The 21,761-nt window shown below is 67.2% G+C and carries 23 protein-coding genes; 15 read left to right on the top strand and 8 right to left on the bottom strand.

Going from position 1 to position 21,761, the window contains the following annotated elements; all coding sequences use genetic code 11:
• The 7 genes from AC1RVW_RS27320 to AC1RVW_RS27350 form a co-directional block, all read left to right on the top strand.
• The coding region (locus tag AC1RVW_RS27320; protein ID WP_493203686.1) for an RHS repeat-associated core domain-containing protein at nt 1-566 on the top strand (566 nt) is incomplete at its 5' end.
• On the top strand, nt 563-976 hold the full coding sequence (locus tag AC1RVW_RS27325) for a hypothetical protein (RefSeq protein ID WP_493203688.1): 414 nt from the start codon (nt 563-565) through the stop codon (nt 974-976). The genes AC1RVW_RS27320 and AC1RVW_RS27325, both read left to right, overlap by 4 nt.
• A gap of 539 nt (nt 977-1,515) precedes the next feature.
• Nucleotides 1,516-1,905: a hypothetical protein gene (locus AC1RVW_RS27330; protein ID WP_493203690.1), complete on the top strand. Its 390-nt coding sequence runs from the start codon at nt 1,516-1,518 to the stop codon at nt 1,903-1,905.
• Between the two features lie 493 nt (nt 1,906-2,398).
• Nucleotides 2,399-3,409, top strand: coding sequence for a sugar ABC transporter substrate-binding protein (locus AC1RVW_RS27335; protein ID WP_106934024.1), 1,011 nt, complete (start codon nt 2,399-2,401; stop codon nt 3,407-3,409).
• Nucleotides 3,410-3,425: 16 nt separating this feature from the next.
• Nucleotides 3,426-4,385 (top strand): ABC transporter permease, encoded by a 960-nt coding sequence (locus AC1RVW_RS27340; RefSeq protein WP_081267031.1) that lies wholly within the window; start codon nt 3,426-3,428, stop codon nt 4,383-4,385.
• Nucleotides 4,385-5,182, top strand: a complete 798-nt coding sequence (locus tag AC1RVW_RS27345) for an ATP-binding cassette domain-containing protein (protein WP_081267032.1) — start codon at nt 4,385-4,387, stop codon at nt 5,180-5,182. The genes AC1RVW_RS27340 and AC1RVW_RS27345 overlap by 1 nt, the downstream gene beginning before the upstream one ends.
• Nucleotides 5,175-6,395 (top strand): ROK family transcriptional regulator, encoded by a 1,221-nt coding sequence (locus AC1RVW_RS27350; RefSeq protein ID WP_081267033.1) that lies wholly within the window; start codon nt 5,175-5,177, stop codon nt 6,393-6,395. The genes AC1RVW_RS27345 and AC1RVW_RS27350 overlap by 8 nt, the downstream gene beginning before the upstream one ends.
• Here AC1RVW_RS27350 and AC1RVW_RS27355 read toward each other — a convergent pair.
• The 8 genes from AC1RVW_RS27355 to AC1RVW_RS27390 all read right to left on the bottom strand — a co-directional run bounded on the left by AC1RVW_RS27355 (nt 6,392) and on the right by AC1RVW_RS27390 (nt 12,599).
• Nucleotides 6,392-6,790: a DUF6194 family protein gene (locus AC1RVW_RS27355; protein ID WP_493203693.1), complete on the bottom strand. Its 399-nt coding sequence runs from the start codon at nt 6,788-6,790 to the stop codon at nt 6,392-6,394. The genes AC1RVW_RS27350 and AC1RVW_RS27355 overlap by 4 nt on opposite strands.
• A 19-nt stretch (nt 6,791-6,809) precedes the next feature.
• Nucleotides 6,810-7,826: a tripartite tricarboxylate transporter substrate binding protein gene (locus AC1RVW_RS27360; RefSeq protein WP_493203695.1), complete on the bottom strand. Its 1,017-nt coding sequence runs from the start codon at nt 7,824-7,826 to the stop codon at nt 6,810-6,812.
• Between the two features lie 17 nt (nt 7,827-7,843).
• Nucleotides 7,844-9,259: a sensor histidine kinase gene (locus AC1RVW_RS27365; protein WP_493203697.1), complete on the bottom strand. Its 1,416-nt coding sequence runs from the start codon at nt 9,257-9,259 to the stop codon at nt 7,844-7,846.
• A 6-nt stretch (nt 9,260-9,265) separates the two neighbouring features.
• Entirely contained in the window at nt 9,266-9,931 is a 666-nt protein-coding gene (locus tag AC1RVW_RS27370) for a response regulator (RefSeq protein WP_106934028.1), read from the bottom strand.
• A gap of 131 nt (nt 9,932-10,062) precedes the next feature.
• Nucleotides 10,063-11,070 (bottom strand): Bug family tripartite tricarboxylate transporter substrate binding protein, encoded by a 1,008-nt coding sequence (locus AC1RVW_RS27375; protein ID WP_493203699.1) that lies wholly within the window; start codon nt 11,068-11,070, stop codon nt 10,063-10,065.
• 69 nt (nt 11,071-11,139) lie between these two features.
• Nucleotides 11,140-11,643 carry a hypothetical protein gene (locus AC1RVW_RS27380; RefSeq protein ID WP_493203701.1) on the bottom strand — a complete coding sequence of 168 codons (504 nt, stop codon included), beginning with the start codon at nt 11,641-11,643 and terminating at the stop codon, nt 11,140-11,142.
• Between the two features lie 18 nt (nt 11,644-11,661).
• Complete coding sequence (locus AC1RVW_RS27385; protein WP_493203703.1) at nt 11,662-11,805, bottom strand: hypothetical protein; 144 nt, start codon at nt 11,803-11,805, stop codon at nt 11,662-11,664.
• A gap of 8 nt (nt 11,806-11,813) precedes the next feature.
• On the bottom strand, nt 11,814-12,599 hold the full coding sequence (locus AC1RVW_RS27390; protein ID WP_081267039.1) for an IclR family transcriptional regulator domain-containing protein: 786 nt from the start codon (nt 12,597-12,599) through the stop codon (nt 11,814-11,816).
• Between the two features lie 199 nt (nt 12,600-12,798).
• Between AC1RVW_RS27390 and AC1RVW_RS27395 the strand changes: the two genes are divergently transcribed.
• The 8 genes from AC1RVW_RS27395 to AC1RVW_RS27430 all read left to right on the top strand — a co-directional run bounded on the left by AC1RVW_RS27395 (nt 12,799) and on the right by AC1RVW_RS27430 (nt 21,696).
• A complete protein-coding gene (locus AC1RVW_RS27395) occupies nt 12,799-13,722 on the top strand; it encodes a shikimate dehydrogenase family protein (protein WP_081267040.1) in 924 nt (307 codons plus the stop codon).
• A gap of 30 nt (nt 13,723-13,752) precedes the next feature.
• Entirely contained in the window at nt 13,753-14,586 is an 834-nt protein-coding gene (locus AC1RVW_RS27400) for a shikimate dehydrogenase family protein (protein ID WP_081267041.1), read from the top strand.
• Between the two features lie 16 nt (nt 14,587-14,602).
• Nucleotides 14,603-15,814 (top strand): 3-carboxy-cis,cis-muconate cycloisomerase, encoded by a 1,212-nt coding sequence (gene pcaB / locus AC1RVW_RS27405; RefSeq protein ID WP_285414851.1) that lies wholly within the window; start codon nt 14,603-14,605, stop codon nt 15,812-15,814.
• Nucleotides 15,811-16,254 carry a carboxymuconolactone decarboxylase family protein gene (locus AC1RVW_RS27410; protein WP_106934032.1) on the top strand — a complete coding sequence of 148 codons (444 nt, stop codon included), beginning with the start codon at nt 15,811-15,813 and terminating at the stop codon, nt 16,252-16,254. The genes pcaB and AC1RVW_RS27410 overlap by 4 nt, the downstream gene beginning before the upstream one ends.
• On the top strand, nt 16,251-17,471 hold the full coding sequence (locus AC1RVW_RS27415) for a multidrug effflux MFS transporter (RefSeq protein ID WP_493203707.1): 1,221 nt from the start codon (nt 16,251-16,253) through the stop codon (nt 17,469-17,471). Before AC1RVW_RS27410 ends, AC1RVW_RS27415 begins: the two co-directional genes overlap by 4 nt.
• Nucleotides 17,468-18,232, top strand: coding sequence for an alpha/beta fold hydrolase (locus AC1RVW_RS27420; protein ID WP_493203709.1), 765 nt, complete (start codon nt 17,468-17,470; stop codon nt 18,230-18,232). The genes AC1RVW_RS27415 and AC1RVW_RS27420 overlap by 4 nt, the downstream gene beginning before the upstream one ends.
• Nucleotides 18,233-18,366: 134 nt before the next feature.
• Complete coding sequence (locus AC1RVW_RS27425; RefSeq protein WP_493203711.1) at nt 18,367-20,247, top strand: bifunctional sugar phosphate isomerase/epimerase/4-hydroxyphenylpyruvate dioxygenase family protein; 1,881 nt, start codon at nt 18,367-18,369, stop codon at nt 20,245-20,247.
• Between the two features lie 33 nt (nt 20,248-20,280).
• Nucleotides 20,281-21,696 (top strand): MFS transporter, encoded by a 1,416-nt coding sequence (locus AC1RVW_RS27430; RefSeq protein ID WP_081267047.1) that lies wholly within the window; start codon nt 20,281-20,283, stop codon nt 21,694-21,696.
• Nucleotides 21,697-21,761 lie beyond the last annotated feature (65 nt).

Raw genomic sequence — 21,761 nt, forward strand, 5'->3', positions numbered from 1 at the left:
GGGCGGGGTTCAGGAATCCGATTCGGTTTCAGGGGCAGTATTTCGATGAAGAAACGGGGCTGCACTACAACAGGTATCGGTACTACGATCCGGTCGGCGGAACATTTGCTAGTTCCGATCCAATTGGCTTGGCCGGTGGCGGGCACCTGCATTTATATGTACCAAGCCCCACGCAGTGGATCGATCCTCTGGGCTTGAAATATGTCTCAACTGGAAGATCTCCGACGGTCGTCTCTGGCAAGGACAGCTCGAGCAAGGCTTCGACCCAACAGTTGTCGGAATGGCGGCGAAGAATATGCCCATCTGCAATTGGTGTTACTAGAGATAAATTTCTCGGAGACGAAATGGTGAAAGTTGGCCCCGGAAAATGGCGAAGCATCGACGGCACTCGGCAATTCAGAGTTGGACCCAGCGATTATTCAGGAGGGCATGGCATGGGCTCACCGAACGTTCCGAACACGCCTCATGTTCATTTCGAATTCTTGTCGCAAAAAATTAATAATGGCCAGCCAACAGGAAATTTTCTAGTGACGAAAAATGTTCATGTTCCTTTGGATTGTTCATGATAATTTTTAACATCGGTCCGTTTAGTAAGGACGAATTAACAATACGATTCGATCGAGAAGGCGCTATAAAATTTCTGGGCGCTGTTTCATTTTTTCTCAACCAGGTGACTGATGCGGTCGTGATTGATTGTTTGCAGTACACAAGAAATGTGGTTGATGCCGCGGAAATAGAGCTCAAGCGAAAAGATGAAAATCATCTGGAAATTAGAGATGGGAGATTGATGCTTTTTATTTCCGACGAGGCACTTGAATATGCGGAATTCCTGCTCAAGAAATTTCTTGTCAAAGGGGATTTTGCGCCAGCAGAGTTTTATAGTTTTTCGAGAAGAGGTAGAAAATATGATACGCAAGTATTTTTTATAAAATTTTCTTCAATTGAAAGCATGATTTCCAGCAATGGTCGTCGATAACGAGTAAGTTGCAGGGGCGATCGAGCGCACTTGGAGCAAGCCAGTGATGGCGGTGTCTACGACGTCGAGCAGGAACTTTGTGGAACGGCAAGCAGATAGATACTTGCTCGACCCAGCACCGGAGTAATAGCTATCCTGGGCTTCGAACGCGACGACCTGCACCCGGAGCTTGCACGCGAGCAAGGAAACGGACTGAGCCAGCGGCAGAAATACGACCCGGCGAGCCGGCTGCTAGAACAGCACATCTCGCGCACCGGGCCAGGCGCCATCGAATCGACCAAGGGCATCCAGCGCCGCTACAGCTACGACAATGCTGACCAGATGATTGGCATCGACGACAGCCGCCGAGGCAACCTGAACTACCGTACGACCCGGTGAGCCGGCTGCTGGAGGCCAACAGCTGACTCGGGCGCGAGTTTGCGTTCGACCCGGCAGACAGCATCGTCGACCCGGCCCCCGGCTAAAGATCCTCTGAGGCACGCGGGCGGCAAACTGCTGCACAACCTGATGATGTGATACTTCCACGGGATGCCTCAAGCATGAAATCCTTGAATCTTAATTATTTGCGTGGCTTGTATGATTTTTTGTTTGAAAAAAGTGATAGGGAGTTAGAGAGTTTTGACATCAACCTGCCTGCAAATAGAAAAGCTCTTTTTGAAGAGATGAAGGGTAGATTTTCGGAATTCGGACCAGTCTCAAAATCAAATGTGATCGATGGATTGTGCTTTTTGATCTCCAATTATTCCGACGATCTTTTGTGGAGGAGTGCGGTTCCACATGATCTGCCTCTCAATGTGATTGTTGATAGAGGGGACTATTTGAAGGGGGTTTTGGCTGTATTGGTGAAGGATGATTTTTTGCTGGCCCATCCAAAGGACTTTGTTCTGATCGATGAGGTTGGACCAACGGGTTTGGATTTTTCAAAGTGATTCACTGAAAGATCGAATTGTTGTGATGCGATAGCAGTGTGTGATGGCCTCAGCCTCCCGCCACGACGCTGTTTCGGCTGGGCCGGAGATGCTCACCCAGAGAAAGCCAGGCAGGTCAGTGATCGATGCGTGCGGCGAGAGCTACATCGCGAGTCGATCTCGCTCGCGCCCCTGATGCAGCTGCGCTGGACGAGCGCGGTGGCGCTGAGCGTCGTCACCTGCAGCTGCGACGCACCGGGTACCGGCCATGCGACGCCCAAGGTGAGTCTCGAAAACTGTTTGATTCAGGTCTCCATACGCCGACCAAGCTCTCCGCTGTGGTGACCGCATCAGCCTCCATTTCATCTCCGGGTTTCCGATAACTAAATCGCCTTGATTTAGTCGCCCCTCTGCCCGATAGTCCCCTTGCGCCCGGACGCCCGCCTTCAACGCCAGCGATCCGGATCCAAAACCGCAGGGCGCATCGCCCAGCGCCCGCTCAAGGAGACACACCATGCCCAGCAGCAGCCCCCGCACCATCCTGGCCATCGCGGCCATGTCCCTCGTTGCCGCCAGCGGCGCCTTCGCCGCCGACCAGCCGGTCATCGGCCTCGTCACCAAGACCGAAACCAACCCCTTCTTCGTCAAGATGAAGGAAGGCGCGCAGGAAGAAGCCAAGAAGCTCGGTGCCAAGCTGCTCTCCGGCGCAGGCAAGGCCGACGGCGACAACGCGGGCCAGATCACGGCGATGGAAAACATGATCGCGGCCGGCGCCAAGACCATCCTGATCACGCCGAGCGATGCCAAGGCGATCGTGCCGGCGATCAAGAAGGCGCGCGACAAGGGCGTGATGGTGATCGCGCTCGACAGCCCGGCGGATCCGCCGGATGCCACCGACGCACTGTTCGCCACCAACAACTACACGGCCGGCGTGCTGATCGGCGAATACGCCAAGGCCGCGATGGCGGGCAAGCCGGCGAAGATCGTCGCGCTCGACCTGCTGCCGGGCCACCCCGTGGGCGCGCAGCGCCACAACGGTTTCATGAAGGGCTTCGGCCTGCCGGCCAACGACGCCAAGTCGAACGAACTGTCGAAGTCGCCCGAGATCGTCTGCATGGCCGACAGCTACGGCGACCAGGCCAAGGCGCAGACGGTGATGGAAAACTGCCTGCAGAAGGCGCCCGAGGTGAACCTCGTCTACACGATCAACGAGCCCGCCGCCGCCGGTGCCTACAACGCGCTCAAGCGCGCCGGCAAGGAGAAGGGCGTGATGATCGTGTCGGTCGATGGGGGCTGCCAGGGCATCAAGGACACGGCCGCCGGCATCATCGCCGCGACCTCGCAGCAATACCCGCTGAAGATGGCTGCCATGGGCGTGGCCGCGGGCGTGGAATTCGCCAAGACGGGCAAGAAGGCATCGGGCTACGTCGACACCGGCGTGACGCTGATCGCCGGCAAGAGCGTGGCGGGCGTCGACAGCAAGGACACCAAGACCGGCACCGAGCTGTGCTGGGGCAAGAAGTAAACGGCGGAACCTCTAGATGGCGAAGTCTTCAACGCACCACATTCCGTGGGGCGCCCTCGGGCCGTGGCTGGCCCTGCTTGGCGCATGCATCTTCTTTGCGACCCAGTCCGACCGCTTTCTGACGGGCGGCAATCTCTCGCTGATCCTGCAGCAGGTGATGGTGGTCGGCGTCATCGCCATCGGCCAGACGCTGATCATCCTCACGGCGGGCATCGACCTGTCGTGCGGCATGGTGATGGCGCTGGGCGGGATCATCATGAGCAAGTTCGCCACCGAACTGGGCATGCCGGCGCCGCTGGCCATCCTGTGCGGCATCGGCGTGACGACGCTGTTCGGCCTGCTCAACGGCCTGCTGGTAACGCGCATCAAGCTGCCGCCTTTCATCGTGACGCTGGGCACGCTGAACATCGCCTTCGCGATCACGCAGCTGTATTCGTCGTCGCAGACCATCACCGACCTGCCCGGCGGCCTCACCGGCCTGGGCACCACCTTCAACATCGGCAATGCAGAGGTCGCGTGGGGCTCGGTGCTGATGGTGGCGCTCTATGCGCTTGCCTGGTTCGTGCTGCGCGAGACGGCGGCAGGGCGGCACATCTATGCGGTGGGCAACAACGCGGAGGCCACGCGGCTGGTCGGCATTCCGACGCAGCGCGTGCTGCTGGGCGTGTACGTGGCGGCGGGCGTGCTTTACGGCATCGCATCGCTGCTGTCGGTGGCGCGCACCGGCGTGGGTGACCCGAACGCGGGCCAGACCGAGAACCTCGACGCCATCACGGCGGTGGTGCTCGGCGGCACCAGCCTGTTCGGCGGGCGCGGCATCGTGCTGGGTTCGCTGATCGGCGTGCTGATCGTCGGCGTGTTCCGCAACGGCCTCACGCTAATGGGCGTGTCGTCGATCTACCAGGTGCTGGTGACGGGCGTGCTGGTGATCTTGGCGGTGGCTGCCGACCAACTCTCGCGCCGGGGAGCCCGCTGATGAACACCGTCACCAATCCCAAGATCGTGATGCAGGCCAAGGGCCTGGTAAAGCGCTACGGCCAGGTCACGGCGCTCGACGGTGTCGACTTCGAGCTGCGCGAAGGAGAAATCCTTGCGGTGATCGGCGACAACGGCGCGGGCAAGTCGTCGCTCATCAAGGCGCTGTCGGGCGCGGTGGTGCCCGACGAAGGGCAGATCCTGCTCGACGGCAAGCCGGTGAACTTCCGCAATCCGCTGGACGCACGCCGCGCCGGCATCGAGACGGTCTATCAAGACCTGGCCGTGGCGCCGGCCATGACCATCTACGAGAACCTGTTCCTCGGCCGCGAGCTGCGCCGGCCCGGCTTCATGGGCAACGTGCTGCGCATGCTCGACAAGAAGAAGATGCTCAGCGAGAGCACGGCGCGCATGGCCGACCTCAAGGTCGGCATCCAGTCGATGACGCAGGCGGTCGAAACGCTCTCGGGCGGCCAGCGCCAGTGCGTGGCGGTGGCGCGCAGCGCGGCCTTCGCGCGGCACGTGGTCATCATGGACGAGCCCACCGCCGCGCTCGGCGTGAAGGAGGGCAACATGGTGCTGGAGCTGATCCGCCGCGTGCGCGACCGGGGCCTGCCCGTGGTGCTCATCAGCCACAACATGCCGCACGTGTTCGAGGTGGCCGACCGCATCCACGTGGCGCGGCTGGGCAAGCGCGCGGCCGTGCTCGACCCGAAGAAGATCAGCATGAGCGACACCGTCGCCGTGATGACCGGCGCCATGACCGCCGACCAGTTGCCAGCGGAGGCGCATGCCTGATGCGGACACTGCCGCGCACATGCCCGACCTGCTGCGGCTGCGCGGCTCCAACCAGGTCGGCATGCGCCAGTTCAACGAACGCACGGTGCTGCAGGCGCTGCGCGTCCATGCGAGCCTGCCCAAGGCCGACCTTGCGCGGCTCACGGGGCTGAGCGCGCAGACCATCGGGCTCATCACCGCGCGGCTGGAAGAAGACGGGCTCATCGTCAAGCAGAACCGCGTGCGCGGACGGATCGGCCAGCCTTCGGTGCCGCTGGCGCTGAACCCCGACGGCGCTTTCTCCATCGGCATCAAGGTCGGCCGGCGCGGCGCCGAGTGGCTGCTGATCGACTTCACCACGCAAGTGCGCGAACGACACCTCGTGCACTACGACTTTCCCGACGTCGACGAGCTGCTGCCCGCGATTGCGCAGCACATCCACCGTCTGCGCGACGGCCTGGGGCCGCTGGCCGTGCGCAACGTGGGCGTGGGGCTGGCCGCGCCGTTCCAGCTTGGCGGCTGGCACCGCACGCTGGGCCTTTCGAAGGCGCAGGCCGACCTGTGGAACCAGATGGACCTGGCGGCCGAGGTGCGTGCGCGCACCGACGTGCCGGTGAGCTTTGCGCGCGACACCGTGGCTGCCTGCGTGGCGGAGCTGGTGGGTGGGCGCGGGCATGACCTGAAGAGCTTTCTGTACATCTTCGTCGACACCTTCGTGGGCGGCGGGCTTGTCATCAACTCGCACCTGCACACGGGTGCGCACGGCAATGCGGGCGCACTGGCGTCGCTGCCCATGCAGCCGCCCGGCGGCAGTGGCCTGCCGGCGCAGCTCGTGGCGCAGGCCTCGCTTTGGGAGCTGGAGCAGCGCCTGGCGGGCGAGGGCCTGGACGCGATGGCCGCCTATGACGACCGCGCGTTGCAGGCGCCTTTCGCAGCCGCCACCCAGGCCTGGCTGGACAACGCATCGCAGGCGCTCGCGCACGCCATCGTGAATGGCGCCGCCATGCTCGACCTGGCCGATGTGGTGATGGACGGGTCGATGTCACGCCTGCTGCTGCAGGCCCTGCTGGAGCGCACGCGTGCCGCGCTGGACCGCTGCAACTGGGAAGGCCTGTGGCGCCCGCGGCTGCACGGGGGCAGGGCAGGTGCGCAAGCCTGTGCGCTGGGCGGCGCGATGTTGCCGCTGCACGCCAACTTCGCGCCGGACCATGACGTGTTCCTGAAAGCGGCCTAGCCCGCCTTGCGCGCTCTTGCCAGGGCCAGCGCCTCGGCGAGCAGCGGCTTCACTTTCTCGAAGGTCTTTGCGCTGGGGGAGATCACGCTCACCCAGTGCATCTTTGCGTACACGGGGTGCGGCATCAGCGTGTCCGGCGCGGCCGGGTCGATGGCTGGCGGTGTTTCGCCGAAGAGCGCGCGGAAGCTCTCCTTGCCCACGCCGACGTTCAGGCGGAACACGCCGGGGCGGTCGAGCTTCGAGCTGCCGTCGAACTCGCTGTCCTTGGTCACGATCGTGGCAAAGGGAAACTTGTTGTCCCCGTCGTGGAAGAAGAAGGTGTTGTCGTCGGCGATCTGGAAGTGGCCGCCGGCCAGCATGTCGATCAGGTAGTCAGTTATGGCGTCTTCGGTCATGCCGCCATCTTGCCCGTGTTCACGACGGCCAGCGGCGCAGGCCGAGTCCGTCCGCCAGTTTGCGGTAGGCGGCGATCTGCGCTTGCACGTAGTCGTCCAGCGCGGCGCCGGTGAGCGCGAAGGGATACAGCCCATGCCGCTCGCGCAACGCGGCAAAGCCCGGCGCGGCGCTTGCCTCGCGGAAGGCGGCGGTCCAGGCGCGCACGGCGGCCTCGGGCACGTCAGCGCTCAGGTACAGGCCGCGCACCGTCGGCCAGACCAGCTCGACGCCTTGCTCGCGCGCGGTCGGCACGCCGGTGAGGGCGCCGCCGAGCCGTTCTTCCGACAGCACCGCGAGCAGCCGAACGGCCGCACCGCCCGCAATGGCCTGCAGCGCCTCTGCCGCATCGCCGGGGAAGGCGTCGACATGCTTGCCCTGCAGCGCACCCAGCGCGTCGCCACCGCCCTCGAAGGACACGAAGCGCATCGCCTTGTGGTCGCGCCCCGCGGCGCGCACCAGCAGCGCCGCCTTCACCCAGTCCTGGCTGCCGACCGTGCCGCCCGCGCCGAAGGCGATGCGCGACGGGTCTTGGCGCAGCGCGGCGATCAGGTCCTGCAGGCGCTTGTAGGGCGAGTCGCGGTGAACGGCGATCACGCCGTAGTCGGTGCCGAGCGTGGCGATCCAGCGCACGGCCGAAGGCGGATGCGGACCGAAGCGGCCCTGTGCCAGGTTGAGCAGCGAGCCGCTCGAGAACGCGACCAGCGTGCCGGGCCCGCCGAGCTTGCCGGTGGCGATGCGGTCGAACGCGACGGCGCCGATGCCGCCCGGCAGATAGCGCTGGGACAGTGGCGGGCGCGCGGGGCGCACGGCCTGCAGCGCGTCGCGTGAGAGCGCGCAGGTCAGCGCGAAGCCGCCGCCGGCCTTGGCGGGGATCACGCAGTCGGCGGCTTCGAGGGAGGGGTCATCGGCCGCCGCCGCGCGCAGGCTCGCGGGCAACAGCAGCGCGGACAGCGCGCGCAGGGCGTGGCGGCGGTTGGCGTGAAGGGGCGCGGGCATGGTGTGGTGCCGGCTGGTCAGTGCGCCGCCGGACGAGGCCACCAGATGATCGCATGCAGGCCCGGCCCGGTCTCGCGTGCCTCCAGCCGCAGCTCGCCATGGTGCCGCTGCGCGATGGAGCGCGCAATGGCCAGGCCGAGCCCGAAGCCGCCCTTGCCGGCGCGCGCGCCACGGCGAAAGCGCTGGCCCAGCGCGGCGCGCTCTTCTTCGTTCAAGCCGGGCCCGTCGTCCTCGACGTTGAGGCTCCACCCCGCCGCGTCGCCGGCCGCGAACAGCGTGATCGTGCCCTCTGCAGGCGTGTAGGCGATGGCATTGGTCACGAGGTTGCTCAGCGCCTCGCGCATCAGCCCGCGGTCGGCGACGGCGATGAACTCCGGCGTGGGCGAGTGAATGCCCAGGTCGATGCGCTTGGCGCGCGCCAGCGGCAGCAGGTCGACCGCCACCTCGCGCAGCAGCGCCGCCACGTCGAAGCCGGCCGGCTCGACCGACACCGTGTCGCTGCGCCCGAGCGCCAGCAACTGCTGCGCGCTGCGCGTCGCGCGGCCGATCTCGGTGGCCAGCGCGTCGAGCGCGAGCTGGATCTGCGCCGGGTCCTGCTCGCGCCGGGCGTAGTCGGCCTGCATCTGCAGCGTGGTGAGGTGGGTGCGCAACTGGTGCGACGCGTCGTCGAGGAACTGGCGCTGCTGCGTCACCAGGTCTTGCGTGCGCGACATCTGCTGGTTGACCGCGGCGACCAGTGGGCGCACCTCGGCGGGCAGGTCGGCCTCGGCGATGCGCGTGAGGTCGTCGGGCGTGCGCGCCTGCACTTCGCGCGCCAGCCGCGACAGCGGGCGCAGCGCCGCGGCCAGCGCCACGGCGGTGCCGCACAGCAGCATGGCCAGCACCAGGCCGTCGCGCAGCGCCGCGCTGCGCACCAGGCGCGCGGTGAACGCCTGCCGCGAGCGCGTGCTTTCTCCCACCTGCACCAGCACGCTGCGGCCCGTGCTGCCGGCCGGCGCGCGGTCGAGGTCGCGGCGGTAAGCGGCCAGCCGCACTGCTTCGCCGAAGTAGGTGGCGTCGTAGAAGACCGGCGTGCCCATCTTCAGCGCGACCGGCGGCGCGGGCAGGTCGGCGCTTCCCAACTCGACCAGCCCGTCGGAGGTCGACACCCTGAAGAAAACCTGGCCGCTCGCCGTGAGCTCGAAGAACTCGAGCATCGTGTACGGCAGCTCGACCGAAAGGCCGCCCGACGCGGTCGAGATGTTGGCGTCGATGGACTTGAGCGCACCCAGCAGCGATCGATCGTAGGCCGCGTTGGCGGCGGCCAGCGCGTCGTGCCGCGTCATCCACAGCTCCAGCCCGGTCACGACCAGCAGCGCGGGAAACAGCAGCAGCGCAAGGCGCTGCCACAGGCTGGCGCGCCGCAGGCGTGCATTCAGCCGCAACGACGGCATGCCCACCTAGTCTGCTTCCAGCACATAGCCCAGCCCGCGCAGGGTGACGATGCGCACGCCGCTACCGTCCAGCCGCTTGCGCAGCCGGTAGACGAAGACTTCCACCGCTTCGGGATGCACCTCCTCGTCGTCGGAGAACACGCGCTCCAGGATCTGCTGCTTCGACAGCGGCTCGCCGCTGCGCTGCACCAGCACGCGCAGCACCGCCAGTTCGCGCGGCGACAGCGCGAGCGCCTCGCCGTTCAGCGTGAAGTGCCGGCGCGCGCCGTCGTACACCAGCGGCCCGCAGGCCAGCCGCGGATGCTCCACGCCGCGCGCGCGGCGCACCAGCGCATGCAGCCGCGCCTCGAGTTCGGCCAGCGCGAAGGGCTTGGCGAGGAAATCGTCCGCGCCCGCGTTGAGCGAGGCCACGCGCTCGTTCAGCGAGTCGCGCGCCGTCAGGATCAGCGCGGGCAGGCGCTGGTCGCGCTCACGCAGGCGTTGCAGCACCGTGTGCCCGTCGAGCCCGGGCAGGCCCAGGTCGAGCACCAGCGCATCGTGGTCGCGCTGCTGCAGCGCCCGATCGGCCAGACGCCCGTCGTCCACCCATTCGACCTGGATGCCCGCGTGCTCCAGCGCCTTGCAGAGCCAGGTGCCCAGGGTGTGTTCGTCTTCGGCGAGAAGAATGCGCATCAGCCGATCCTAGTAGGGCCGGATATTTTCGGGAAACACCGTGGAACCGGCTTTGCCGGGCCGCAGGTGTTGCCCCCTGCAAGGGGGATGGCGCAGCGACACGAAGTGCGCGAAGCCTGGGGGTTTGCCAATCAATCCGGCTTGATGTTTGCCCTTGCGATCACCTTTTGCCAGCGGGCCTGCTCCGCTGCAATGAACTGGGCGAACTGCTCCGGCGTGCCGCCCACGGCTTCGGCCGCATCGGCCGTCAGCCGCTGCATCGAGTCGGGCGACTTCACCGCCTTCATCGTCTCGGCCGAGAGCTTGGCCATCTGCGCGGGCGTGATGTTGGCGGGCGCCAGCATGCCGTACCACTGCGTCATCTCGAAGCCGGGGAAGCCTTGCTCGGCCACGGTCGGCACGTCGGGCAGCTGCGCCAGGCGCTTGGCCGAGCCGGTCGCGATGCAGCGCACCTTGCCTGCCTTGATGAACGGAATGATCGCCGCCGCGCCAATGGCCGACGCGTCGAGCCGGCCGGAGAGCAGGTCCGTCACCATCGGCCCGGTGCCGCGGTAGGGCACATGCAGCATGAACACGTCGGCCGTCATCTTCAGGTACTCGAAGGCCAGGTGCCCCGCGCTGCCGTTGCCGGCCGAGCCGTAGCTGAGCTTGCCCGGCTTCGACTTGGCGTACGCGATGAACTCCTTGAGGTTCTTGGCCGGCACGTCCGGGTGCACCACGTACAGGCTGGGCACCTTGGCCAGCAGGCTCACGGGCTTGAAGTCCTTGTTCGCGTCGTAGGGCAGCTTGGCGAAGATGTACGGGTTGACCGCCAGCGTGCCGATGTGGCCCAGGATGATCGTGTGCTGGTCGGTGCTGCGCGCCACCTCGCTCATTGCGATGTTGCCGGCCGCGCCGGGTTTGTTGTCGACGAACACGCTCTGGCCCAGCGTGCGCGAAAGCTCGGCGGCGGTGGAGCGCGCGACGATTTCCGAGCTGCCGCCGGGCGCGAAGGGCACGACGAAGCGGATCGACTTGCTGGGCCAGGCGTCCTGCGCCGAGGCCAGCGAGGGCAGCAGGCCGCCCAGGCCGAGGGCGCCGCCGGCCTGCAGCCAGTGGCGGCGGCTCAGGTATGTGTGGTTCGGGAACAGGTCGGACATGGGCTTGTGTCTCCAGCGCTTTGGTATTGAAAGCGCGCATCCTGCCCGGCGGATGCTGTCGGAATGCTGTCAGTCGCCGCCCGTCCAGTAGTCCCGGCCGAATTCGCCCGCGAGCCTGGCGATCAGGCGCTCCACGCGCGCAAGCACGGGTTCCACCTGCGCGCGCACAGGCGCGTATGCAAAGCGCAGGTTGTGGAAGGTCTTGCCCTCGTCCGGGTCGTCGTCGCGCAGGTACAGCATGCCGTCGTGCAGCCGCAGGTCGAAGTACCAGCCTTGCTCGTAGTCGGAGAACACTTTGCCCGGCGTACCTGCCGCCAACGATTCGATGAAGGCCCGCCCCTCGCTGAAGCGGTCGTGCCACGGAAAGCTCAGCAGAAAGCGGCCTGGTGCATGGACGACCGGCCTGTTCCAGAAACTGGGGCTGTCTGCCAGGTCCTTGCCGTGGTGCGCGGCTTTGGCGAGCAGGTCGCGGTAGTGGCGGCAGAGCTCTTCCTCATGGCCGACGCAGTCGGCCGACAGCACGAAGCCCTGTGCCGCACCCGGTATGGCCGGCTGGTAAAGCGGCTCGCGCATGTCCTGCCATTGCTCGCGCTAGATGTTCGACGAGGGGCCGTAGTAGAACGAGGCCTCCACGATGAAAGCGATGTCGATGAGCACGCCTTCCACGGGCTCCGACTGCGAAGCCCAGTCCGGCGGCGTTGCCCGGTCGGGGGCGTGCGGTGCATCGGCGTCCACGGCGATCCTCAGATCAGGTTGCGCATCGCCTGCGCCGTCTCCCGCAGCACGGGCAGCACCCGCGCCACCGCGTCTTCCGAGCTCTCGTGCCCCATCGGCATCGTGATGTTCAGCGCGCCCACCAGCGTGCCGTGGCGGTCGCGCAGGGGCGCCGCGATGCCGCGCGAGTTCAGGTCGAGCTGCTGTTCCGACAGCGCCCAGCCCTGCGCCCGGATGCGAGCCAGCTCCAGCTTCATGCGCTCCATGCTCGCGATGGTGTGCGAGGTGAAAACCGTCAGCTGTTTGGTCGCCAGCCACTCGTTCAGCTCGGCGTCGCTGCGCAGCGCCAGCATCAGCATGCCCGAGGCCGTGACCTGTGCCGGCACGCGCGCGCCCAGCACGTAGCCGGTGCTCATGCTGCGGTTCGGGCCGTTGCGCGCGATGTAGACGACCTCGTCGCCGTCCATCACGCTGAGGTAGGCGATCTCGTTGGTGCCGGCGGCCACGCGCTGCAGAAAAGGCTGAACCACGCGCGGCAGCCGGGCCGATTCCAGGTACGAGCGGCCCAGCCGCAGCACCCGCGGCGTGAGCCAGAACAGCTTGCCGTCGCTCGCCACGTAGCCCATGTGCTGCAGGGTGAGCAGGTAGCGCCGCGCGGCGGTGCGGGTCATGTTCGTGCGCTGGCCCGCCTGGCTGGCGGTGAGGCGCGGGTTGGCATCGTCGAAGGCCTCGATGATGCTCACGCCGCGCTCCAGGCCGGCAATCCAGTCGCGCTTGTCCAGGCCTGCGGGAGGTGTCGAGTCGTCCTTGCTCATGGGCGGAAGTGTGCCTGCGGCGATGCGGTTGGCGTTGGTATTCAGTGCAGGTAAAAACCCTCGATTTGAACGATTAACGATTTTTACAGTTCGATTATCGAACGCTTTGAGGTATGCAGCCCTGCATGATTGGGCTGAAGCGACTATAAAGCTCGCCATCCGGCCTCGAAAAGAGCGATTGACGAACGGAAGCAAGCACATGAGCCATTCCATCAGCGGCAGCACCCAGGCGTACCTGATTCCGGGCGACCCGGTTCGCAACGTGCGGCTGCCGCGCATGTTCAATGCGGCCTTCGAGCGCTTCGGCATCGACGCGGTGCTGCTGCCCATGCAGGTGCCGGTGCGCGACTTCGCGGTGTTCTTCAAGTCGGCCTTCCTGGCGCGCAACCTGCGCGGCATGGTGATCGCGCCGCCGCACAAGCCGCTGGTGGTCGACCTGCTCGACGGCTGCGGGCTCTTCGGGCGCGTGGCGGGTTCGGTGAACGTGGTGCGCCGCACCGAGGGCGACCAGCTCGAGGGCGACCTGTTCGACGGCGAAGGCCTGATCGGCGCGCTCGACCACTGCAACATTCCCTTTCGCGGCAAGCGCGTGCTGATCCTCGGCGCGGGCGTGAGCGCGGCGGCCATCGGCGTGGCGCTGGCCGAGGGCGGCGTGGTGAACGGCGCCGCGCACATTTCGTTCTTCGACCGTGCCGCCGGCAAGGCCGCGGGCGTGGCCGCCAAGCTCGACGCCTTCTTCGACGCCACCGTGGTGGCCGTCGACAGCAACGCCCCCGAAGGCTACGACCTTGTCATCAACGCCACGCCGCTCGGGCTGGTCGAGGACGACGCACTGCCCGTGGACGTGGCGCGCATGGACAGCCACGCCGCGCTGTTCGACATCCTGTTGCGCAACCAGCCCACGCCGCTGGTGCGCGCGGCCCGCGCGCGCGGGCTCAATGCGCAGGCCGGCTTCGAGATGCTGATCCAGCAGATGCCGCACTACCTGCGCTACTTCGGCCACGCCGAAGCGGCCGACGCGCTGCGCGCCGACGCCGACTTCCTGCGCGAAATCATCTACCCGCCAGCCATGCACGGCGAAATCGCCAAGCCCCTGCGCTATCACTCACCCAGCGTGGCCTGAGCCACGCCTTTTCCATTCAAGAGACTCGACATGATTTCCGGCAAGACAACGCTCATCGCCCACCTGGGTTTTCCGACCGAAGCCTTCAAGGCACCGATGATCTACAACCCCTGGTTCGACAAGCAGGGCATCGACGCGGTGGTGGTGCCGATGGGCGTGAAGCCCGAGGACTACGCGGCCTCGCTGCCGCAGATCTTCAAGTTCAGCAACCTGCGCGGCGCGCTGGTGACGATGCCGCACAAGGTCACGACGATGGCGCTGGTGGACGAGGTGACACCCACGGCGCGCGTCGCCGGCGCCTGCAACGCGATCCTCAAGCGGCCCGACGGCACGCTGCTGGGCGACCAGTTCGACGGCGCCGGCTTCGTGCGCGGCGTGGAGCGCAAGGGTCGGCTCTTCAAGGGCACGCGGGTGCTGGTGTCGGGCACGGGCGGCGTGGGTTCGGCCATTGCGGCGTCGATTGCCGCGGCAGGCGCCGCCGAGCTGATGCTGTTCGACATGAGCGAAGCCTCGGCCGGTGCGCTGGCCGCGCGGCTGCGCGAACACTATCCGCAGATGAAGGTGAGCACGGGCTCGAAAGACCCGGCCGGCTACGACGTGGTCGTCAACGCCACGCCGCTGGGCATGAAGGAGGGCGACCCGCTGCCTTTCGATGTGGACCGCATCGATCCTTCGACCTTCGTCGGCGAGGTCGTCATGAAGACCGAATACACGCCGCTGCTCGAGGCCGCGAAGGCCAAGGGCTGCCAGGTGCAGGTCGGCACCGACATGCTGTTCGAGATGATTCCGGCGTACCTGGAGTTCTTCGGCTTTGGTACGGCGTCCCCAGAAGAATTGCGTGCCGTGGCCCAACTGAAATATTGAAAGGCTGAGTCACCGCATGAGCATTTTCGAAGGCTTTCTCTCCACATCCGAAACGCTGGGCGCGTTCAGCGACCGCGCGTTCGTCGACGCGATGCTGCGCTTCGAGGCCGCGCTGGCGCGCGCCCAGGCCGCCGAGGGGCTGATTCCCGAGAGCGCCGCGCACTCCATCGTGAGCAGCTGCAAGGTCGAGCTGTTCGACGTTGCCAAGATCGTGCGCGAGAGCGGGCGCGCGGGCAGCGTCGCCATTCCGCTGGTCAAGGCGCTGCGCGAGGCCGTGAGCCTTTTCAACGCCGAGGCCGCGCCTTATGTGCATTTCGGCAGCACCAGCCAGGACGTGATCGACAGCGCGATGGCGCTGGTCACGCGCGAGGCGGTAGCGCTGGTCGAAGCCGACCTGGCCAAGGCGGCCGATGCCCTGCTGCGCCTGGCCACGGAGCATGCGGAAACCCCCATGCTTGCGCGCACGCTGATGCAGCCGGCTTCGGTCACCAGCTTCGGCTTCAAGTGCGCCGGCTGGGCCGCGCCGCTGGTGCGCAGCCGCCTGCGCCTGCGCGAGGCCGCGAAGCACGCGCTGCAGTTGCAGCTCGGCGGCGCCGTCGGCACGCTCGCGCAGATGAAGGGGCAGGGCGCGGCCGTGCGCCAGCGCATGGCCAAGGAACTGGGCCTGGGCGACCCCGGCGCGACGTGGCACACGCAGCGCGACGAATGGGTGGCGCTGGGCTGCGAGCTGGGCCTCATGACGGGCAGCCTCGGCAAGATCGCGGTCGACATCGCGCTGCTGGGCCAGTACGAAGTGGCCGAAGTCTCCGAGCCCAGCGAACCCGGCCGGGGCGGCTCGTCGGCCATGCCGCACAAGCGCAACCCGGTGGCGTCGATGGTGGCCATTGCCGCCGCCCATCGCGCGCCGCAGCGCGTGGCCGCCTTGCTCGGCGCCATGCCGCAACAGCACGAACGCGCGCTCGGCGCCTGGCAGGCCGAGCTGGCCGAATGGCCGCAACTGCTGATGTCGGCGCACGGCAGCGTGCGCGCCATGGCCGGTGCGCTGCCGGGCCTGCAGGTCGACGCCGCGCGCATGCGCGCCAACATCGACCGGCTGCGCGCCGAACTCCCGCGCGACGCGGCCGACGAATGGTTCGACCCCGCGCTCGCCATCAACGCCGGACAGACCGCCCTCGCCGAAGTGAAGGCGATGCAGGCCCGGCTCACAGACAAGGAACTCGCCCAATGACCGCCCCCGAAAACCCGCCCGTGGAACCCGGCGTCTACGAAGCCGGCCTCGTCAACCGCCGCCGCGTGCTCGGCGACGCATGGGTCGACAAGTCGCTCGCCAACCGCAACGGCTTCAACGCCGAGTTCCAGGAACTCATCACGCGCCATGCGTGGAACGACATCTGGGGCCGCCCCGCGCTGGGCGACAAGACGCGCCGCTATATGGTGCTGTCGATGATGCTGGGCATCCACGCGTATGAGGAATTCGCCATGCACGTGCGCGCCGCGCTCGACGGCCCGCCCGAGTCGCGCCTCACGCCCGAAGACATCAAGGAAGTGATCATGATGGCCGCCATCTACTGCGGCGTGCCGGTGGCCAACCACGCCTTCGGCATCGCGACCGGCATCCTGCGCGAGAAGGGCCTGCTGCCCGCGACGCCGGCGACCGCCGCGCAGTGAGCCAGCCGGTCGCCCGCAAGGGCCGCTTCGACGTCAGCTTCGCGCTGTTGCTGCCGCTGCTGCTGGCGGCGCAGCCCGTGGCCACCGACAGCTACCTGCCGGCGCTCCCCGCCATCGCCAAGGAGCTCGGCTCCGCCAGCACCAGCCTCACGCTGTTCGTGCTGGCTTTCGGCTTTGCGCAATTGCTGTGCGGCCCGCTGGCAGACCGCTTCGGCCGGCGGCCGGTGCTGCTGACCGGGCTCGGCTGCTATGTGCTTGCAGCGCTGGGCGGGGCGTTTGCGGACAGCGTGGCGCTGCTCGCGGGCTGGCGTGCGCTGCAGGGCTTCTCGATGGCCGCGATCCTGGTTTGCTCGCGTGCCGCGGTGCGCGACCTGTACCCGGCGCACGAGGGGCCGCACGTGATGGCGCGCGGCCTCACCGGGCTGGGCGTGGTGGGGCTGCTGGCGCCGCTGCTCGGCGCATGGCTGGTGCAGGGCGCGGGCTGGCGCTGGGTGATGGTGGCGATGGCGGTCTATGCCTCGGTGCTGTTCGCGATGTGCTGGCATTCGTTCGCCGAAACGCGCAAACCGATGAGCGAGGACGGCCTCTCCGCGCCGCGCGGCAGCACCCGCACCGTGTTCGCGAGCCGCTCTTTCCGCGCCTGGGCCTCGGTGGCCGCGTCGACCTACGGCGGCCTCTTCTGCTTCCTGCTGCTGTCGCCGATGGTCTACATCGGCTACCTCGGCTGGTCGCCCGCGTGGTACGGCTGGATCCCGGCCGGCGGCTCGCTGGTCTACATCTTCAGCACCACCATGTGCCGCACGCTGCTGCGGCGCTACGGGCCGGTGCGCACCGTGCGGCTGGGCGCCTCGCTCAGCATCACGGGCGCGATGATCCAGGCGCTCGGCTGCTGGCTGCTGCCGTTAAGCGCGGTGCCGCTGCTGGCGGGCCACGCGGTGTACTGCCTCGGCCACGGAATCCACCAGCCCTGCGGGCAGGCGGGCGCGGTGGGCGACCTGCCGCACCTGGCGGGCCGGGCCGTGTCGTGGTCCGGCTTCGGCATGATGATGGTCGCGTTCTGCGTGGGGCAGCTGGCGGCGCGCTTCGTCGATACCGACTACACCTACGGCGCCTGGCCGATGGTCGTGCCCATGCTGCTGGCCGGCGTTTCGCTGATGGCCATCGCATTCTTCTGGCTGCCACGTCTTCAACATCCGACAAAGGAAACCACACCATGACCCGTTTGAATGTCGTTCGCGAAGGCGACGGCCCGATCGTCGTGCTCAGCCATGCGCTCGGTTGCGACCTGACCATGTGGGACGGCGTGGCCGCGCAGCTCGCGCGGGCCCACACCGTGATCCGCTACGACCACCGCAACCACGGTGCCTCCGAAGTGGTGCCGGGCCCCTTGCGCATCGAGACGCTGGCGGAAGACGCCGCCGAGCTCATCCGGCGCGAGGCCGGCGGCGAGCCGGTGCATTTCGTCGGCCTGTCGATGGGCGGCATGACCGCGCAGGCGCTGGCCGTGCGCCACCCCGAGCTGCTGAAGACCGTGGTGATCGCCAATTCGTCCGCGCACTACCCCGACCAGGCCCCGTGGCGCGCGCGCGCCGAGACGGTCAATGCCCAGGGCGTGGCCGCCATCGCGCCCGGCGCGGTGTCGCGCTGGCTCACGCCCGACTTCGTGACCACGCCGGAGGGCGCGGCCGCCGCCAAGGCGCTGCACGACGTGCTCGTGCGCACCGACGCGCAGGCCTACATCGCGAGCTGCAACGCCGTGGCCGCCATCGACTTCCGCGAGAGCAACCACCGCATCGCCGTGCCCACGCTGGTGATCGGCGGGCTGCGCGACGAGGCCACGCCCATGGCCATGTCGCAGGCCATTGCCGGCGCGATTCCGCATGCGCAGCTGGCCACCGTCGACGCCGCGCACGTCAGCGCCGTGGAGCGCCCGGTGGAGTTCACGCAACTGCTGATCGATTTCTGGCGCAGTCTTTGAGGGCTGGGCGCTACACCGGCGGCCTAGGTGTATCCCGTATTTCGTGCGAATAATGGACGCATGTGATCGATGATCGATCAGAAGGCCGCTGAATAGATTGTGGTGGGGGCCGGGTGTTTCTAAAGTCCACCCCCATGCATCGCTCCATTGCCACCGTCTCGCTCAGCGGCACGCTCCGCCAGAAGCTCGAAGCCGTCGCAGCCGCGGGTTTCGACGGCATCGAGCTGTTCGAGGCCGACTTCATCAACTTCAAGGGCACCGCCGCCGAGCTGCGCAGCATCACGTCCGACCTGGGACTGTCGATCGACCTGTACCAGCCGTTTCGCGACTTCGAAGGCATGCCGGAGCCGCAGTTCCGCCGCAGCCTGGAGCGCGCCGAGCGCAAGTTCGACCTGATGGAAGCCATGGGCGCGCCGCTGGTGCTGTGCTGCTCCAACACTTCGCCGCTGGCTGTGAACGACCCCGCGCTGGCCGCGGCCCAACTGCATGAACTGGCCGAGCGCGCCGCGCGCCGCAACCTGCGCGTGGGCTTCGAGGCGCTGGCCTGGGGCCGGCACACATCGCTGTACGGCCAGGCCTGGAACATCGTCATGCAGGCGAACCACGCGCACCTGGGCCTGATCCTCGACAGCTTCCACACGCTGTCGCTGAAGGACGATCCGGCCGGCATCGCCGACATCCCCGGCGAAAAAATCTTCTTCCTGCAGATGGCTGACGCGCCGCTGCTGTCGATGGACGTGCTCCAGTGGGCGCGCCACCACCGGTCGTTCCCGGGGCAGGGCGACTTCGACGTGGTCGGCTTCTTCACGCAGGTGCTGCGCGCCGGCTACACCGGGCCGCTGTCGCTGGAGATCTTCAACGACATCTTCCGCGAGACGCCCAACCGCCGCACCGCGGTGGACGCAATGCGCTCGCTGCTGTACCTTGAGAGCGAAGCACGCCAGCGCATGGCCGGCACGCCGGTGCAGCCGCAGCGCGTGGAGCTGTTCAATCCGCCGCCGGTGCCGGCGCTGTCGGGCCTGTCGTTCATCGAGTTCGCGGCCGACGAGGCCTCGGCCCTCACGCTGGCCGCGCTGGTGAAGCAGCTGGGTTTCCGCCGCGTGGGCAGGCACCGTTCGAAGGCCGTCACGCTATACCGCCAGGGCGAGGTCAACCTGATCGTCAATGCCCAGCCCGATTCCTTCGCGCGCAGCCGCTTCGACGCGCACGGCACTTCGGTCTGCGCGCTGGGCGTGCGCTGCGCCGATCCGCTCGCGGCAGTGGGCCGGGCCACCGCCATGCGCTCGCAGCGGCACGACAGCCCGGTCGGCCCGAACGAGCTGCGCGTGCCGGCGGTCGTCGCGCCCGGCGGCAACCTCATTCACTTCGTGCCCGAGGCGCTGGGCGCCAACGGCCTGTACGAAGCCGATTTCATCCTCGAAGACGGCGGCGCCGACGAATCCGACGCCGGCCTGCAGCGCATCGACCACGTGGCGCTGGGCCTGGCGGTCGACCAGCTCGACACCTGGGTGCTGTTCACGCGTGCCGTGCTCGGCCTGGAGCCGGGCGAGAGCCTGGAGCTGGCCGACCCCTTCGGCCTCATCCGCAGCCGCGGCGTCGCCAACGCCGACCGCAGCCTGCGCCTGGTGCTCAACGTGTCGCTGAGCCAGCGCACCCGCACCGCGCGCACGCTGAGCGTGACCGGCGGCGGAGCGGTGCACCACATCGCGCTGAGCTGCGCGGACATCTTCGACACCGCCGCCAAGCTGCGCGCCAACGGCACGCGCTTCGTGCCCATCTCGGACAACTACTACGACGACCTCGCGACGCGCATCGACCTCGCGCCCGAACTGCTGGCGCGCATGCGCGCGGCGGGCGTGCTGTTCGACCGCTCGGCGGCCGGCGACTACCTGCACATCTATACGGAGAGTTTCGAGGGGGGACTGTTCTTCGAGGTCGCACAGCGCGTGGGCAACTACGACGCCTACGGTGCCCTCAACGCACCGGCGCGCATGGCTTCCCAGGCGCAGGATTGATTAGGTTTTTTTGTCAACACTGGAGACACACACATGGCAAGCAACACAGCCCATGAGCCGCAAGGCAGGCACCAGTCGAAGAAGGCCGCCGCAAGCGGCTGGATCGGCTCGGCGCTGGAGTATTACGACTTCTTCATCTACGCCACGGCCGCGGCGTTGATCTTTCCGCAGATCTTCTTTCCCAAGGGCGACCCGACGACGGCCATCGTCGCGTCGCTCGCGACCTACGGCGTGGGCTACGTCGCGCGCCCCATCGGCGCCTTCGTGCTCGGCCACTGGGGCGACACGCACGGTCGCAAGCAGGTGCTGGTGCTTTGCATGTTCCTGATGGGCTTCTCGACCGTGGCCGTCGGCCTGCTGCCGACCTACGACCAGGTCGGCCTGCTGGCTCCCGTGCTGCTGGTGCTGCTGCGCCTGGTGCAGGGTTTTGCGGTGGCGGGCGAGATCTCGGGCGCCAGCTCGATGATCCTGGAGCACGCGCCGTTCGGGCGCCGAGGCTTCTTCGCGAGCTTCACGCTGCAGGGCGTGCAGGCCGGCCAGATCCTGGCGGCCGCGGTGTTCCTGCCGCTGGCCCACTACATGCCTGAAGAATCCTTCAACTCCTGGGGCTGGCGCATTCCGTTCCTGCTGAGCTTCCTGGTCATCGTGGCGGGCTACATCATCCGCCGCGAGGTCGACGAGACGCCGGCCTTCGCCGAAGTCGACAAGAAGGGCGAAGTGGCCAAGGCGCCGATCGTCCAGGCCTTCACCGACAGCTGGGCCGACATGCTGCGCGTGGTGTGCATGGCGCTGATGAACGTGATTCCGGTGGTGGCCACGGTGTTCGGCGCGGCCTATGCCGTGCAGGCCGCCTACGGCATCGGCTTCCAGAAGGACGTGTACCTGTGGATTCCCGTGCTCGGCAACATCCTTGCCGTGATCGTGATCCCGTTCGTGGGCAACCTGTCGGACCGCATCGGCCGCCGCCCGCCGATCATCGTCGGCGCGCTGCTCTCGGGCCTGCTGTCCTTCGTGTACCTGTATGCCATCAGCATCCGCAACGTGCCGCTGGCCATCGTCATGTCGCTGCTGATGTGGGGCATCGTGTACCAGGGCTACAACGCGACCTTCCCGAGCTTCTATCCGGAGCTGTTCCGCACCCGCAACCGCGTGTCGGCCATGGCCATCTCGCAGAACATCGGCACCACCTTCACCGCGCTGCTGCCCGCACTGTTCGCCGCCGTGGCGCCTCCGGGCTCGACCAACGTGTGGTTCACCGTCGGCGCCATCACCTTCGCGGTGACCGTGCTGGCCGCACTGGCCGCCCTGAGCGCACGGGAGACCTACCGCATCCGCATGAACGACCTGGGCAAGCCCGATGCGGTGCCGGTCGACAAGCAGGAATACGACCGCCTGCGCGAGCAGACGCTGCAGGACGCGCGCGTGTCCAAGGCCGCCGCCCGGGCCTGAGCCGGGTGGGGGCAGGCTGAAGACCTTTCGCCTGCCAAGGGTTGTGGCGCCGTGAAGAATGGCGC

Source organism: Variovorax sp. MPBD4-3 (assembly GCF_058809745.1).

What these genes read in the sequence shown, in the direction of transcription:
- AC1RVW_RS27345 (WP_081267032.1), top strand. Translation starts at nt 4,385, where the DNA reads ATGAACACCGTCACCAATCCCAAGATCGTGATGCAGGCCAAGGGCCTG.
- AC1RVW_RS27330 (WP_493203690.1), top strand. Translation starts at nt 1,516, where the DNA reads ATGAAATCCTTGAATCTTAATTATTTGCGTGGCTTGTATGATTTTTTG.
- AC1RVW_RS27375 (WP_493203699.1), bottom strand. Translation starts at nt 11,070, where the DNA reads ATGTCCGACCTGTTCCCGAACCACACATACCTGAGCCGCCGCCACTGG.
- AC1RVW_RS27395 (WP_081267040.1), top strand. Translation starts at nt 12,799, where the DNA reads ATGAGCCATTCCATCAGCGGCAGCACCCAGGCGTACCTGATTCCGGGC.
- AC1RVW_RS27325 (WP_493203688.1), top strand. Translation starts at nt 563, where the DNA reads ATGATAATTTTTAACATCGGTCCGTTTAGTAAGGACGAATTAACAATA.
- AC1RVW_RS27430 (WP_081267047.1), top strand. Translation starts at nt 20,281, where the DNA reads ATGGCAAGCAACACAGCCCATGAGCCGCAAGGCAGGCACCAGTCGAAG.
- AC1RVW_RS27410 (WP_106934032.1), top strand. Translation starts at nt 15,811, where the DNA reads ATGACCGCCCCCGAAAACCCGCCCGTGGAACCCGGCGTCTACGAAGCC.
- AC1RVW_RS27390 (WP_081267039.1), bottom strand. Translation starts at nt 12,599, where the DNA reads ATGAGCAAGGACGACTCGACACCTCCCGCAGGCCTGGACAAGCGCGAC.
- AC1RVW_RS27355 (WP_493203693.1), bottom strand. Translation starts at nt 6,790, where the DNA reads ATGACCGAAGACGCCATAACTGACTACCTGATCGACATGCTGGCCGGC.
- AC1RVW_RS27425 (WP_493203711.1), top strand. Translation starts at nt 18,367, where the DNA reads ATGCATCGCTCCATTGCCACCGTCTCGCTCAGCGGCACGCTCCGCCAG.
- AC1RVW_RS27335 (WP_106934024.1), top strand. Translation starts at nt 2,399, where the DNA reads ATGCCCAGCAGCAGCCCCCGCACCATCCTGGCCATCGCGGCCATGTCC.
- AC1RVW_RS27360 (WP_493203695.1), bottom strand. Translation starts at nt 7,826, where the DNA reads ATGCCCGCGCCCCTTCACGCCAACCGCCGCCACGCCCTGCGCGCGCTG.
- AC1RVW_RS27380 (WP_493203701.1), bottom strand. Translation starts at nt 11,643, where the DNA reads ATGCGCGAGCCGCTTTACCAGCCGGCCATACCGGGTGCGGCACAGGGC.
- AC1RVW_RS27370 (WP_106934028.1), bottom strand. Translation starts at nt 9,931, where the DNA reads ATGCGCATTCTTCTCGCCGAAGACGAACACACCCTGGGCACCTGGCTC.
- pcaB (WP_285414851.1), top strand. Translation starts at nt 14,603, where the DNA reads ATGAGCATTTTCGAAGGCTTTCTCTCCACATCCGAAACGCTGGGCGCG.
- AC1RVW_RS27420 (WP_493203709.1), top strand. Translation starts at nt 17,468, where the DNA reads ATGACCCGTTTGAATGTCGTTCGCGAAGGCGACGGCCCGATCGTCGTG.
- AC1RVW_RS27340 (WP_081267031.1), top strand. Translation starts at nt 3,426, where the DNA reads ATGGCGAAGTCTTCAACGCACCACATTCCGTGGGGCGCCCTCGGGCCG.
- AC1RVW_RS27350 (WP_081267033.1), top strand. Translation starts at nt 5,175, where the DNA reads ATGCCTGATGCGGACACTGCCGCGCACATGCCCGACCTGCTGCGGCTG.
- AC1RVW_RS27400 (WP_081267041.1), top strand. Translation starts at nt 13,753, where the DNA reads ATGATTTCCGGCAAGACAACGCTCATCGCCCACCTGGGTTTTCCGACC.
- AC1RVW_RS27365 (WP_493203697.1), bottom strand. Translation starts at nt 9,259, where the DNA reads ATGCCGTCGTTGCGGCTGAATGCACGCCTGCGGCGCGCCAGCCTGTGG.